A 13,497-nucleotide genomic window follows, 5' to 3' on the forward strand; every position below is an offset into this window, starting at 1 on the left:
AGGCAAATAGCGTTTTTTCTCCGTGGCTTGACCCACCGACGCAGGCCGACCATTCTCAATACAAAAACAAAAAGGGGCAAAGATGATTCTGGAAAAAATGGCCATCGTCGGCTTTCGTGGCATCAACCGCTTGTCGTTGCCGCTGGAAGGAAACAACGTTCTGATTGGCGAAAATGCCTGGGGGAAATCCAGCCTGCTGGATGCGCTGACGCTGTTGCTGGCTCCTCAGCAGGATCTGTACCAGTTCAGGCGCCATGATTTTCATTACCTGCCGGGTGAACAGCATCGTCGGGAACGCGATGTGCAGATCGTACTGACGTTTTGCGAACGCGAGGTGGGTGAGGCGGAAGCGGTGCAGTATCAGCCGCTTTCCTCCCTGTGGTGGCGCGGTGAAGGCGGATTGCGCCGTCTTGAACTCTGTATCGAGGGGCGGCTGCTGGACGAAGAACAGGTGGTGACCCGGCGACAGTTTCGAGATGCCCGGGGACAAAGCATCATTAGCGGCGACCAGGCGACGGAGGCGATAACAGCACTGATCCGCCTGCATCCCGTGCTGCGCCTGCGCGATGCACGTTTCAGCCGACGCCAGCCACACGAAGCAGCACCGGCTGCGCCGCTGACTGAACTGACAAGTATGATGGAAGATCTGATGCGTGACGGGGCGATCTGCCCGCAAAATCTGACGGATACCGCACTGCGCGAAGGGCTGAATACCCTGCAACAACTGGTGGAACACTATTTTTCTTTTCAGTCGCCCCAGGCATCACCTCCAGCCAGCCGCATCCCTCACCAGCAGCGTGAATCCGTTAGCGGCTGGCGTCATCTGCGGGAGATGAATCAACTGATTGCCGGGGGCGACCGCAGCCGTCGACTGATCTTGTTGCGGATGTTTGCCCTGCTGGTTCAGGCGCGCGCTGCGCGACAGTTGGATGCACAGGCCCGGCCGTTATTGCTGGTGGAAGACCCGGAAACCCGTCTGCACCCGACCATGCTGGCCGTGGCCTGGGAGTTACTCTCACTGCTGCCCCTGCAAAAAATCGTCACCACCAACTCGGGTGAACTGCTGTCGCAAGTGCCGGTGGAGCAGGTGTGTCGCCTGGTACGCGAGCCACAGCGCGTAGCCGCGTGGCGTATTGGCCCCGCAGGCATGAGCGCTGAGGACAGCCGACGCATCGCTTTTCACATTCGTTTTAACCGCCCGTCTTCGCTGTTTTCCCGCTGCTGGTTGCTGGTGGAAGGTGAAACAGAGGTGTGGGTGATGAACGAGCTGGCGCGCCAGTGCGGTTATCATTTTGCGGCAGAAGGCGTGAAGGTGATTGAGTTCGCCCAGTCCGGGTTAAAGCCGTTGCTGAAATTCGCTCAGCGTATGGGCATTGAATGGCATGTTCTCACCGATGGCGATGATGCCGGAAAGAAATATGCTGCTACGGCTCGCAGTATGCTGGGTGAGGCGCGGGCAGACGAACACCAGCACCTGACGCAATTACCCGCACTGGATATGGAGCATTTCCTGTACAAAGCGGGTTTTGCTGCGGTCTATCATCGTATCGCCAGGCTGCCTCCCAATGTACCGATGAATATGCGGCGAATTATTGGCAAGGCCCTCCAGCACGCTTCCAAGCCGGAGCTGGCCATTTCAGTGGCGATGGATGCTGCTGAGCGCGGAACGGACTCGGTTCCCCCGTTGCTGCGTAATATGTTTGCCAGCGTGCAGTGGCTGGCGCGAGGGAAAGCGGATTAATGCCGTTATTTCCGTTCATGGCATTCTGCCTGGGTTGAAAAGCGCATCTGTCCACCCATATTAGGAGAGTGAGCAGAGCGCCCAATAAAAATGCCAGCATCACTGGCTGGCATTTTGTCGCAGGGTTGTACAAAATGAGTAAGGGGTCATGCGCTGATAGCGATGGCCTCTTCAACAGGGACGATGAGGCTGGCATGATTGCCTTTTGGGCCCTGATGCAAATCAAACTGGACTTGTTGCCCGGCTTTCAGCGTTCTGTAACCGTCCATCTTAATCGTTGAGTAGTGAGCGAAAATATCCTCGCCGCCGCCCACCGGACAGATGAAACCGAAGCCTTTGGCGTTATTAAACCACTTAACAGTACCCGTCTCCATGCTTCTACATCCCTCGCAAGACATTCAAATTGAGTGAGGTGTCCAGGTTTAAAAACCTGACGGCTGGTTAATCTTCATTCAGCCTGTGTTTGTACTGTAGAGAATTAGCATCAAGGGTCAAGCAATCGGGCGGTTATGATGGGGATGAAATCATCAAAATTTGAAGCAGTTAACGCTATTGCGAATTTTGTGATGAAGGTCGCGATTGATGATTTCTGTACACAATTTCAACCGCGCTGTACAACATTGTGCTCATGTTATTCCTAACATGAATGATGTTAGTCTGGCGTAAGTAAGCAATGTTGATCACACTGGGTAGGTATGGGAAAGACTAACGATTGGCTTAATTTTGAAAAGCTTGCAGACGATAAAGTCCGTGAGGAGCTCAAGCCACCCTCGATGTATAAAGTTATTCTGAATAATGACGATTATACGCCTATGGAATTTGTTATTGACGTTCTGCAAAAGTTCTTTTCTTATGATGTTGAACGTGCAACGCAACTGATGCTCGCGGTTCACTACCAGGGAAAGGCGATATGCGGTGTGTTTACTGCTGAAGTCGCAGAGACTAAAGTCGCTAATGTGAACAAGTATGCCAGGGAAAATGAGCATCCGTTGCTTTGTACGCTGGAAAAAGCCTGAATAAGGCGATCTATTTGTGGGGGAGGTGCCTATGCTCAATCAAGAACTGGAACTCAGTTTAAACATGGCTTTCGCCAGAGCGCGCGAGCACCGACATGAGTTTATGACCGTCGAGCATTTGTTACTGGCATTGCTCAGTAACCCGTCGGCCAGAGAGGCACTGGAAGCCTGTACGGTGGATATTGTCGCGTTACGGCAGGAGCTCGAAGCTTTCATTGAACAAACCACCCCGGTCTTGCCGGTGAGCGAAGAAGAGCGCGACACACAGCCGACGCTAAGTTTCCAACGCGTACTGCAACGTGCTGTTTTCCACGTGCAGTCATCCGGCCGCAGCGAAGTTGCGGGCGCTAACGTACTGGTCGCGATCTTTAGCGAGCAGGAGTCGCAGGCTGCTTATCTGCTGCGCAAACATGAAGTCAGTCGTCTTGATGTGGTGAACTACATCTCACACGGCACACGCAAAGATGAACCAGGCCCGGCATCGGGTGCTGAGAATCCGGTTAATGAAGAGCAAGCAGGCGGGGAGGAACGTATGGAAAACTTCACCACCAACCTTAACCAGCTTGCTCGTGTTGGCGGAATTGACCCGCTGATCGGCCGTGATAAAGAGCTGGAGCGCGCCGTTCAGGTTCTCTGCCGCCGTCGTAAAAATAACCCACTGCTGGTGGGCGAATCTGGGGTCGGTAAAACGGCAATTGCGGAAGGTCTTGCCTGGCGTATTGTGCAGGGTGATGTGCCGGAAGTGATGAAAGATTGCACCATCTATTCACTGGATATTGGTTCTCTGCTGGCGGGCACCAAATACCGTGGTGACTTTGAGAAACGCTTTAAAGCGTTACTGAAACAGCTTGAGCAGGACACCAGCAGCATTCTGTTTATCGATGAAATTCATACGATTATTGGTGCTGGCGCGGCATCAGGCGGTCAGGTGGATGCCGCGAATCTGATTAAACCGCTGCTGTCGGGTGGGAAAATTCGCGTGATGGGTTCTACCACTTACCAGGAATTCAGTAATATTTTCGAAAAAGATCGTGCGCTGGCACGTCGCTTCCAGAAAATCGATATTACTGAGCCAACGGTTGAGGAAACGGTGCAGATCATCAATGGTCTGAAGCCGAAGTACGAAGCGCACCATGACGTTCGCTATACTGCAAAAGCGGTGCGTGCGGCGGTGGAGCTGGCGGTGAAATACATCAACGACCGTCATCTGCCCGATAAGGCGATTGATGTAATTGATGAAGCCGGTGCCCGTGCGCGTCTGATGCCGGTCAGCAAACGCAAAAAAACCGTCAACGTGTCGGATATCGAAACGGTGGTGGCGCGTATTGCCCGTATTCCTGAGAAGAGCGTGTCGGCTTCCGACCGTGACTCACTGAAAACGCTCGGCGATCGCCTGAAGATGCTGGTATTTGGCCAGGATAATGCCATTGAAGTGCTGACCGAAGCGATCAAAATGAGCCGTGCAGGTTTGGGCCAGGATCGTAAACCTGTTGGTTCCTTCCTGTTTGCCGGCCCGACCGGTGTCGGGAAAACCGAGGTAACGGTTCAGCTGGCGAAAGCGTTGGGTATTGAGCTGCTGCGTTTTGACATGTCTGAGTATATGGAACGGCACACCGTCAGTCGTCTGATTGGTGCGCCTCCGGGCTATGTTGGTTTCGATCAGGGCGGCCTGTTAACCGATGCGGTGATCAAACATCCACATGCGGTGGTGTTGCTGGATGAGATTGAGAAAGCACACCCGGATGTCTTCAACCTGCTGTTGCAGGTGATGGATAACGGCATGCTGACGGATAATAACGGCCGTAAAGCGGACTTCCGTAATGTGGTGGTCGTGATGACCACGAACGCCGGGGTACGTGAAACGGAACGTAAATCTATCGGCCTGATCCAGCAGGACAACAGTACCGATGCGATGGAAGAGATCAAAAAGATCTTCACACCAGAGTTCCGTAACCGTCTGGATAATATTATCTGGTTCAAACATCTCGACCAGGTTGTGATCCATCAGGTTGTCGACAAGTTTATCGTCGAACTCCAGGCCCAGTTGGATGCGAAAGGTGTCTCGCTGGAAGTCAGTGATGACGCCCGTGACTGGCTGGCAGAGAAAGGCTACGACAAGGCAATGGGCGCACGCCCAATGGCCCGTACCGTTCAGGAAAGCCTGAAAAAACCGTTAGCTAATGAGCTGCTGTTTGGTTCACTGGTTGATGGAGGATCGGTGTCGGTAGCGCTGGATAAAGATAAAAACCAACTGACCTATCACTTCCTGAGTGCACAGAAGCGTAAAGCGGAGGGGACCGTGCATTAATTTGCCGGACCTGCGCGAATAAAAAAGCCTGATGATGATTCATCAGGCTTTTTTTTGTCTATTTACAGGCGGGCTGTTGCGCCAGTAGGGCGGCCCAGTGCGTTTCCCAATGACCCCCGTGTGTCAGCCCAGGAACCTCAACGATTTGTACGCAGGAAGAGTGGCTGGCATCCGCATAGCCTTGTGCCACGCTGTGCGGCACCACCCGATCCTCACTGCCAGAGAAGTGGATCTGCGGTAGCCCTGCCAGCGTGGGGGCAACGTCTTTAGCATTCAGTGACTGCGGCATCGGGCTGGCGTGGTGCAGACGGTTCACCTCATCCATATCGAGATTTCCCGCCACCGTGCGCAGCGACTGCACATCATGGCGCCGCGCCGCGACTAACGCAGCCACCGCGCCACCACCCGAGTAGCCGACCAGCACCAGAGGCTGACCGGGTGCCTGGCGGGCAATCTGCGTGATGGCATCATTCATTGCGTTAATCACCTCCGGGCCGAAGCGATGGTCGGTCCACCAGCTTTGGTCACAGGCGGGATTGCGCGTCATGGGGATGTACTGACAGGGACGTGCCAGATACGCCACATTTACGGCAGGGTCGGCAGCGGTAAGTTTGAGCGCAGTAGGGTTAAACGGCGTGGGATCGCGTGAGGGCTGGCTGGGGGTGACCCAGGCAAAACCATCACCTTCAATATAGAGATGCACAGGCTGGTCGGGATCGCTGATGCGACCCCACCAGCGGAGTACAAATGGCACGGCGTTGATTTCACCCTGCTGTAAACCCGCCGCACGCGCAATGGCGTCGGCGGTGGCAGCACGGTTATCGGTGGCGCAGCCGGTCAGCAGGCTGCACCAAAGTAACCCAACGCAGAGGGATGTTAATTTCACCCGTGACTTAGAACAGCTTACGCACTTGCAGACTGACGGTCTGACCCATGAACTGCGGTGCAGTTTGCAGGTCGTAACGCGCTTCCAGGGTCAGGTCATCGGCATGAGCCAGTGAAACACCGACGCTGGTATCTGCACTGTCTGCAGCCTGGCGGGCACCCTGCGAGGTAAAGCGGGTTTCCCCCAGACTGTCCGCGCTGAAACCGGAATTAGTGGTCATCGGGCTGCGATCGTACTGATGGCTCCACATTACCTGGACAAACGGAGACAGGTCGCCGGCAGGCGTTGACCAGCTGTGCGCCAGTTTACCGCCGAGGCTGCTTTCGACCGACTGGCTGTGGGCGCTGTCGACATCCAGCGCACTGCCGTTGTCGCTATTTTCCTGATAGCTGCCCTGATGAAGGTAGCTGTAGCTCAGGCTGGCCAGCGGGGTCAGGGTGGTGTTAGCCCCTAATGCCAGCGGGTAACCGACCTCCGACTTCAGTGCCACCTGCTGCCCGGTAAAGTGCGCGCTGGCGTTGTCGTTGAAGCCGTCGAAGGCCACCTGACGCTGGCTGTCGTAAGACTGACGGGTCAGGCTGGTGCTGAGGTTAACAAACCACGGCTCGCCGCTGTAGGTGGCATAAAGAATGCCGCCCCATGCGTCAACGTCGCTGCTGCTGCCTTTGACGTTGTCCTGGCCTTTAACGGAGGTGCGGCTGTAGCTTAACGCCGCACCGGCACGCCAGCTATCCAGAATCTGACGGTCAGCACCCAGCACCAGGCCGCCGTAATGGGCGCGGTAACCGCTGACGTTATCGACCATGCCCTGACGCGCGCTGCCGTAGAAAGGTTTGCCCCATGCTGCCCAGTCGAGGCTGTCGTCACCGGTGGCGACACCACGTGCGCTGGCGCCCGGGGTGATGCGCAGGCCGTCCAGATGCGTGCCAACCACGCCCAGGGCATCCATGGATGCGGCCGAGGTGGCGGCGGATGCCATGCTGTTCTGGCCTGGCGAAAGCTGCTCGCCGATGCGGTTGGCTTCTGCTTCCGTGGTGATGGTTTTTGAGGCGTTGAAGAGATTCAGCAGCGCAGGGGAGGAGATGCCGCTGTAGCTCGACAGACCATTCAGTGACGAGATGGCATTGCCAGTTGTCGGAAGCGGTCTGCCCGTGCTTGGGGTATTGCCACCACCGTTGTTATTACCGCCACCGCTGTTATTACCGCCGGACAGATAGACGACCAGGTTGTCGGTATTACTGACTTCGTCGCTAATCGCTGTACCTGTCACTGTGCCATTAAATGTGTCAGCACTGTAGTGCAGCTTGCTGGCATTATAATCGGCAGTACTGGCTTTGATCACCACATAGCGCTGACCATCGGCAAAACCATAGCTGCCTGTATTGAGTAATTTGATTGAAGACCCTGCATCAATCACCGCATTTCCTCTGACGTTCAGGCGTCCATAGCCACTATCCAGCGCGCTTCCCAGCGCCTGGGAGGCATCGGAAACCCCAATACGCAGGATCGCGTTAGCGGTCTGATGGTAGTTGCCGTCGACCTTCAGACTCTCATTAACCAGAACATCAGCGTTGTTGGTCAGGATATGAGTGCCACCCAGATACACGTTGTCGTTCAGCAGCAGCTGTCCCGTCTGGAAACGCACATCTGCCCCTGTGCTGTTTATCGCACCAATCGGTGAGGATGTTGGTAATGAGAATGAATAAATCATCTGATTACTACCGATCAGCGAACCGCGACGATTTACGCCCCCGTTGATCACCAGAGCATTACTGGTATTGTTGACAATGTCACCGGCGATGGTTCCGCTGTTGTTGATCGCGCCAATCGTACCTTTGTTGAGAATGGCAATGCTATCAGATGAGTTCAGCCCGTTACCATACACGCCAATATAACCATCGTTATTCAGAGTCGTTATCACGCCAACGTTAAAAATAGCTTTTGTTCCCCCGATGATTTCACCGGTATCGGTGTTAGTCAGCGTAGTGATCGTACCGAAGTTAGCGATCCCTGACATCGGATCCGACGTGCTTGATGTGTTGTTGCCAGAGGTGATTAGCCCGCTGTTTACCAGAGAACCAATCGTGTTGTCGTTTTCCAGCGCAATGAAATCTGTTGAGTTCATTACCCCTGAGTTTTTCAGAGAGGAAAGCGTTCCCCCGCCACCGTTATAGAAAGCAAGCTTGGAGTCGTTGTAGATACTGCCCTGATTATCCACTAAATCGGTATCTTTCATATTGGCTACGGTAGCAAGATACGACATGGATGTGGTAGTTGAACTCAAGGTTGCCGCAGGCTCAATCGTCAGAATATCGGTAGAGACGGTGAGCTGATTAATGACAGCTGAGTGACTAATTATCTCTTCGGTTTGTGCCGGGTCGGCGTGAGCAAGGTTAAAACATTGAGCCGCCGCCAGCGCAACAACCAGCGGCTTGAGTGGGAAAGAATACAGCGATTTATTCATTGTGTTTGCCACCATCAGAGTTAACAAGACGGTTTTCTCCGTCCGTTTTATAGGAATTATCTGATTTATCGGCAGCATTGAGAGGCACTTTAGATGTGCAAATCACTATATTTCAGGCATAAAAAAACCGGACTGAAAGCAGTCCGGTTTGGCGTAGCGGTACTGCTGGCGATTAACGCGGCAGCACCTCAGAATGGGTCACTTAGCGACTACGGAAGACAATGCGGCCTTTGCTCAGGTCGTACGGGGTCAGCTCTACAGTGACTTTGTCGCCCGTCAGGATGCGGATGTAGTTTTTGCGCATTTTACCGGAGATATGAGCGGTAACCACGTGACCGTTTTCCAATTCAACGCGGAACATGGTGTTAGGTAACGTATCGAGTACGGTACCCTGCATTTCAATATTGTCTTCTTTGGCCATCGAATCCTCTAGGTGGACTACCTTAGTTTTGAACCGGCGAGATAATGCCGAATTTCACGTATTAAGTAAAGAATTGCGGATGAATTCATCCACATCAATCCCTCTGACGCGCACCTGGCGCAGACGGATTACGAATTAATCTGGAGTCAGTGACGTCAGCGTGGGGGAACAGCGGGCTAAGAATCTGTTTAAAATATGCTTTGGTCGCACGATTAAAACAGTTCTGAAAAGGTGCGTTGAGATTCCCAGCCTGGTATTCCGCATCACCATCTTGTACCGGTGAAAGGCGGACGACATACCAAACGCGCATATTATATCACTGTTCTTGCCCTGTTGCGTGCAAAACATAGAAGGATTGCATTAAAAAAGCCGGTGTGGCTGCCAGCAATCAGCAGAAAGAGGCTGATGCGCCAGAGAATGGACATATTGCAGGTAGGTCGCGCGGGGAATTTCCTGCGCGCCCAGAGAGAGGGTATGAGGATTAAGCACCTGGCAGTCGATTAACTTGCCACCCTGTTGCTGAAAGTACTCACTGAAGACCAGCAATGCCGTTTTTGAGGCATTCTCGCTGCGGCTGAACATCGATTCACCGCAAAAAATTTGCCCCAGTTCCAGCCCGTACATACCGCCGACCAGGTCTTCACCACGCCATACTTCTATCGACTGTGCGTGGCCCAGCTCATGCAACTTTTGCCAGGCGCGTTTCACCTCATGGGTGATCCAGGTTCCTTCATTACGATCGCTGGCGCAGCCTTCTATCACCTGCTGAAATTGTTGATTCAGTGTGACCTGATAAGGGGATTTTTGATGAAAGCGTTTCATACTGCGGCTGAGATGGAAATGTTCAGGCAGCAGCACTGCCCGCGGATCGGGTGACCACCAGAGGATGGGATCGCCAGGGGAAAACCACGGAAAAATGCCCCGATGATAAGCGTTAAGCAAACGCTGCGGACTGAGGTCTCCCCCCATTGCCAGCAGGCCATTGGGTTCCCGCAACGCCATTTCTGGCGGCGGGAAATTAAGCGATTCACGTGAGAGCTGGATCAGGCGCATCGGGCAATACTCATCAGCACGAGAGGTAATGACTATAGCGCAAAGCGCTGCAGAAATGTCCAGTATCGGCCCTGTTTTGAGACTAATTCCTGGTGATTGCCTTGTTCAATAATCTGGCCGCTATCCATAACACAAATTCGATCGAAATGTGCCAGACCCCGCAGACGGTGCGTCACCATAATCAGGGTTTTCCCGCGGGCGACCTGGCGCAGCAAAGCCAGGATCTGCTGTTCGGTTTCTGCATCCAGGCCTTCCGTCGGTTCATCCAGTAACATTAAATCGCCGCCGTGCAGCAACGCGCGCGCCAGACCCAGTCGGCGAAGCTCCCCACCGGAAAGCTGACGACCGCCTTCACCCAGCCAGGCATTGAGTCCCTGATCATTATCCAGCAGTGTCTCCAGCCCGACCTGATGAAGGGCATCACACAGCTGCTCATCGTGGCATGCCGGTGCGGCCAGCAGCAGATTGTCACGCAGGCTGGCGCTGAACAGATGCACACGCTGGGTGACCACGCTGGTGCGGGCACGTAAATCGGCTTCACTCCAGTCAGTCAGCGGCTGTCCATTCAACAGGATAGTCCCTTGTTGCGGGTCCCAGGCGCGGGTAAGTAGTTGCAACAGCGTGGACTTGCCGCAGCCAGTCCGACCGAGCAGGGCGATATGTTCGCCAGCGCCAATCTCAAACGTCAGCCCGGCAATGGCGTACGGGCCTTCGCCGTAACGGAAGCTGACATCACTCAGGCTCAGCGCCGCACCAGCACCCTGCGATGTTCCACTTTCTGCTGTGAAGTTAACGGCCGGGCGCTGTTCGATAATCTGTGAAACGCGTTTTGCTGAGGCGATAACGTGGCCGAGATGCTGGAATGCGGTGCCGACCGGGGCCAGCGCTTCAAAGGCGGCCAGTGCACAGAAGACAAACAGCGCAATGTAAGCACCGGGATAAGGATCGCCGCCGATGCCAGCAGCACTTAACCACAACAGCAGCGTGACGGCGATGCCACCCATCAACATCACCAGTCCCTGAGACATCCCGGTCAGGCTCGCCTGACGCTGTTGCGCTGCCAGCCAGGCCTGCTCGGTGGCATTCATTGTGCTGCGGAACTGGCTGGCAGCCCCATACAGACTTAATTCGGCTTGCCCCTGAAGCCAGCGGGTCAGGCCGCTGCGATATTCGCCACGCAGGCGAGTTAAATCAGCGCCTACCGGCAGCCCGGCACGGTAAAACACAGGAGGGATAACAATCAGCGTCAGCAGCATCAGTGCGCCAAGGGTCAGTGCCAGACTGGTATCCAGCCAGCTCAGGCCGATCGTCACCACCACAATGACGGCCAGCGCCCCCACCAACGGTGAAATGACACGCAGATAGAGATGATCCAGCGTATCCACATCCGCCACCAGACGGTTGAGCAAATCGCCTTCACGGAAACGGGCGATACCGGCAGGAGAGAGCGGCAGCAGCTTGCTGAAGGTGAATACCCGCAGATGCTGAAGCACACGGAAGGTAGTGTCGTGGCTGACCAGGCGCTCCAGGTAGCGTGCCACCGTACGGCTGATTGCCGTGCCGCGAACCCCGGCGGCAGGAAGCATATAGTTAAAGCTGTAGATCCCGGCGACGCCCGCCAGAGACGTCGCGGCGAGGAACCAGCCCGACAGCGTCAGCAGGCCGATACTGGCCAGTAGCGTCAGCACAGCCAGCACAATGCCCGCCAGTAACCGCAGGATATGGCGACGATAGAGTCTTAAAAACGGCAGCAGGGTTTTCATTCGAGCGATCCTCCTCGCTGGGCCATCAGGTCTGCAAATGGGCCTGGTTGATGGGCCAGAGCCTCCCAGCTTCCTGTCTGAACAATTTCGCCTTTGCGCATCAGCCAGATTTCATCCCACTGATCCAGGCGATCGAGCTGGTGGGTGATCAACAGCGTACTCTGGGCATGAGAAGCCTGTAACAGCGCGTGGTTAACATGCTGTTCACTGTGCGCATCGAGGCTGGCATCAGGTTCATCCAGCAGCAGCAGCTGGCAGGGCTTCATCAACGCACGTGCAACGGCAACACGCTGCGCCTGGCCAACAGAAAGCCCCGCAGCCTGATCACCGGTTTCACTGTCAAGACCCGCGGGTAACTGTGAGAGGAATTCATTCACACCAGCCAGTGCCAGCACCTGGTGCAGACGGGCTTCATCGCTATTACCGCTCAGCAAAATGTTCTGCCGCAGTGTACCGGCGGGAAGGTGCGGGTTTTGGCCCACCCAGGCCAGCTGCAACTGCCAGTGCGGCAGAGCGATATCTCGCAGCTCTGTGCCATTAATCAGCAGCGAACCGCGATAGGGCAGGTAGCCGAGCAGCACATTCATCAGCGAAGTTTTGCCCGCACCGCTTTGCCCGACCAGCGCCACGCGTTGTCCCGGTTGTAAAGTAAAACTCAGTGGACCCGCAAGCTGTGTGCCTTCTGCCGTGGTGATGACCAGGTCCTGGGCCACCAGACTCAATCCATTACTCAGGTCCGGAGTCAGCGATCCACGTTCAACTGAGGCAGACTCACTCTCTTCAAGGAAGGTTTGCAGCGCATCGGCGGCGCCAATCGCCTGTGCCTTGGCATGGTAGTAAGTCCCAAGGTCACGCAGTGGCTGGTAAAATTCAGGGGCGAGTATCAGCACGAGGAACCCGGCAAACAGGGTAACCGGGGGGCTGTAGTGACCAAAATTGAAGACGCCAAGATAAGAGAAACCGAAATAGACCGCGATCAGGGCAATGGAGATTGACGCGAAGAACTCCAGCACCGCCGAGGACAGAAACGCCATGCGCAGCACTTCCATGGTGCGCAGACGGAACTGCTCAGACGCTTCTGCGATGGTGGCGGTTTCAGCCTGTGCGCGGTGAAACAGACGTAACGTTTCCAGCCCGCGCAGACGGTCAAGGAACTGACCGCCCAGACGTGCCAGCGCCTGAAAGTTACGGCGGTTTGCATCGGCAGCACCCATTCCCACCATTGCCATAAATAAGGGGATCAATGGTGCAGTCGCCAGCAGGATCAGCGAGGCTGCCCAGTTCACCGGGAACAGCAGGATCAGTACCAGCAATGGGATGATCCCCGCCAGCATCATCTGCGGCAAATAGCGCGCATAGTAATCCTGCATCTCCTCAATCTGTTCCAGCAGCAATGTGGCCCAGCTCCCGGCGGGTTTACCCTGAATCCAGGCGGGTCCGAGATCAGACAGACGGTTCAATACCTGACGGCGCAGGGTCTGGCGGATAGCCTGGCCGGTTTTGAAACCGATCTTTTCGCGCAGCCATGCCAGAAAGGCACGACCCGCAAAGCAGGCCAGTAGCAGAATAAAATGCAGCAGCTGGCTATCACGCGGCTGATGGTCAATCAGCAGGGCCTGAAGCAGCGAGGCAAGAAACCAGGCCTGGGCTAAGATCAGCAGGGCGCTCAATGTGCCTAGCAGGTATGAGAGGCGCAGCCAGCGATGGCCATGCACACTCTGACTTTTCAGCCAGCGGGTGAGTTGTTGTTGTCGTGTTTTATTCATCTGTTGCCGTATTGCCCTGACGTAAACAGTAGTGAGGCAAAGGCCCCAGGAAGATAGGTGTCAAGCGCGGCAATGTTAC

Annotated in this window: 10 protein-coding genes; 3 read left to right on the forward strand and 7 right to left on the reverse strand. The window is 55.1% G+C overall.

Annotated elements, in window-relative coordinates; translation table 11 throughout:
* Positions 1-82 precede the first annotated feature (82 nt).
* On the forward strand, positions 83-1,741 hold the full coding sequence (locus tag LJN55_RS07380; protein WP_227535948.1) for an ATP-dependent nuclease: 1,659 nt from the start codon (positions 83-85) through the stop codon (positions 1,739-1,741).
* Between the two features lie 146 nt (positions 1,742-1,887).
* Here LJN55_RS07380 and cspD read toward each other — a convergent pair whose 3' ends face one another.
* On the reverse strand, positions 1,888-2,115 hold the full coding sequence (cspD, locus tag LJN55_RS07385; RefSeq protein WP_133841057.1) for a cold shock-like protein CspD: 228 nt from the start codon (positions 2,113-2,115) through the stop codon (positions 1,888-1,890).
* Positions 2,116-2,436: 321 nt separating this feature from the next.
* Between cspD and clpS the strand changes: the two genes are divergently transcribed.
* Together clpS and clpA are read left to right on the forward strand one after the other, a co-directional pair.
* Positions 2,437-2,757, forward strand: a complete 321-nt coding sequence (gene clpS / locus LJN55_RS07390; RefSeq protein ID WP_133841056.1) for an ATP-dependent Clp protease adapter ClpS — start codon at positions 2,437-2,439, stop codon at positions 2,755-2,757.
* A gap of 31 nt (positions 2,758-2,788) precedes the next feature.
* Positions 2,789-5,065, forward strand: coding sequence for an ATP-dependent Clp protease ATP-binding subunit ClpA (gene clpA / locus LJN55_RS07395; RefSeq protein WP_167864867.1), 2,277 nt, complete (start codon positions 2,789-2,791; stop codon positions 5,063-5,065).
* Positions 5,066-5,123: 58 nt separating this feature from the next.
* Here clpA and LJN55_RS07400 read toward each other — a convergent pair whose 3' ends face one another.
* The 6 genes from LJN55_RS07400 to cydD all read right to left on the reverse strand — a co-directional run bounded on the left by LJN55_RS07400 (position 5,124) and on the right by cydD (position 13,418).
* A complete protein-coding gene (locus LJN55_RS07400) occupies positions 5,124-5,951 on the reverse strand; it encodes an alpha/beta fold hydrolase (protein WP_227535949.1) in 828 nt (275 codons plus the stop codon).
* Positions 5,952-5,958: 7 nt separating this feature from the next.
* Entirely contained in the window at positions 5,959-8,415 is a 2,457-nt protein-coding gene (locus tag LJN55_RS07405; protein WP_227535950.1) for an autotransporter family protein, read from the reverse strand.
* A gap of 202 nt (positions 8,416-8,617) precedes the next feature.
* Positions 8,618-8,836, reverse strand: coding sequence for a translation initiation factor IF-1 (gene infA / locus LJN55_RS07410; RefSeq protein WP_002211347.1), 219 nt, complete (start codon positions 8,834-8,836; stop codon positions 8,618-8,620).
* 360 nt (positions 8,837-9,196) lie between these two features.
* Positions 9,197-9,889 carry a leucyl/phenylalanyl-tRNA--protein transferase gene (gene aat, locus LJN55_RS07415; protein ID WP_227535951.1) on the reverse strand — a complete coding sequence of 231 codons (693 nt, stop codon included), beginning with the start codon at positions 9,887-9,889 and terminating at the stop codon, positions 9,197-9,199.
* A 32-nt stretch (positions 9,890-9,921) separates the two neighbouring features.
* Complete coding sequence (gene cydC, locus LJN55_RS07420) at positions 9,922-11,652, reverse strand: heme ABC transporter ATP-binding protein/permease CydC (protein ID WP_227535952.1); 1,731 nt, start codon at positions 11,650-11,652, stop codon at positions 9,922-9,924.
* Complete coding sequence (cydD, locus tag LJN55_RS07425; protein WP_227535953.1) at positions 11,649-13,418, reverse strand: heme ABC transporter permease/ATP-binding protein CydD; 1,770 nt, start codon at positions 13,416-13,418, stop codon at positions 11,649-11,651. Before cydD ends, cydC begins: the two co-directional genes overlap by 4 nt.
* Positions 13,419-13,497: the final 79 nt, after the last annotated feature.

This window comes from Erwinia rhapontici (assembly GCF_020683125.1).
Lineage (GTDB): Bacteria > Pseudomonadota > Gammaproteobacteria > Enterobacterales > Enterobacteriaceae > Erwinia > Erwinia rhapontici.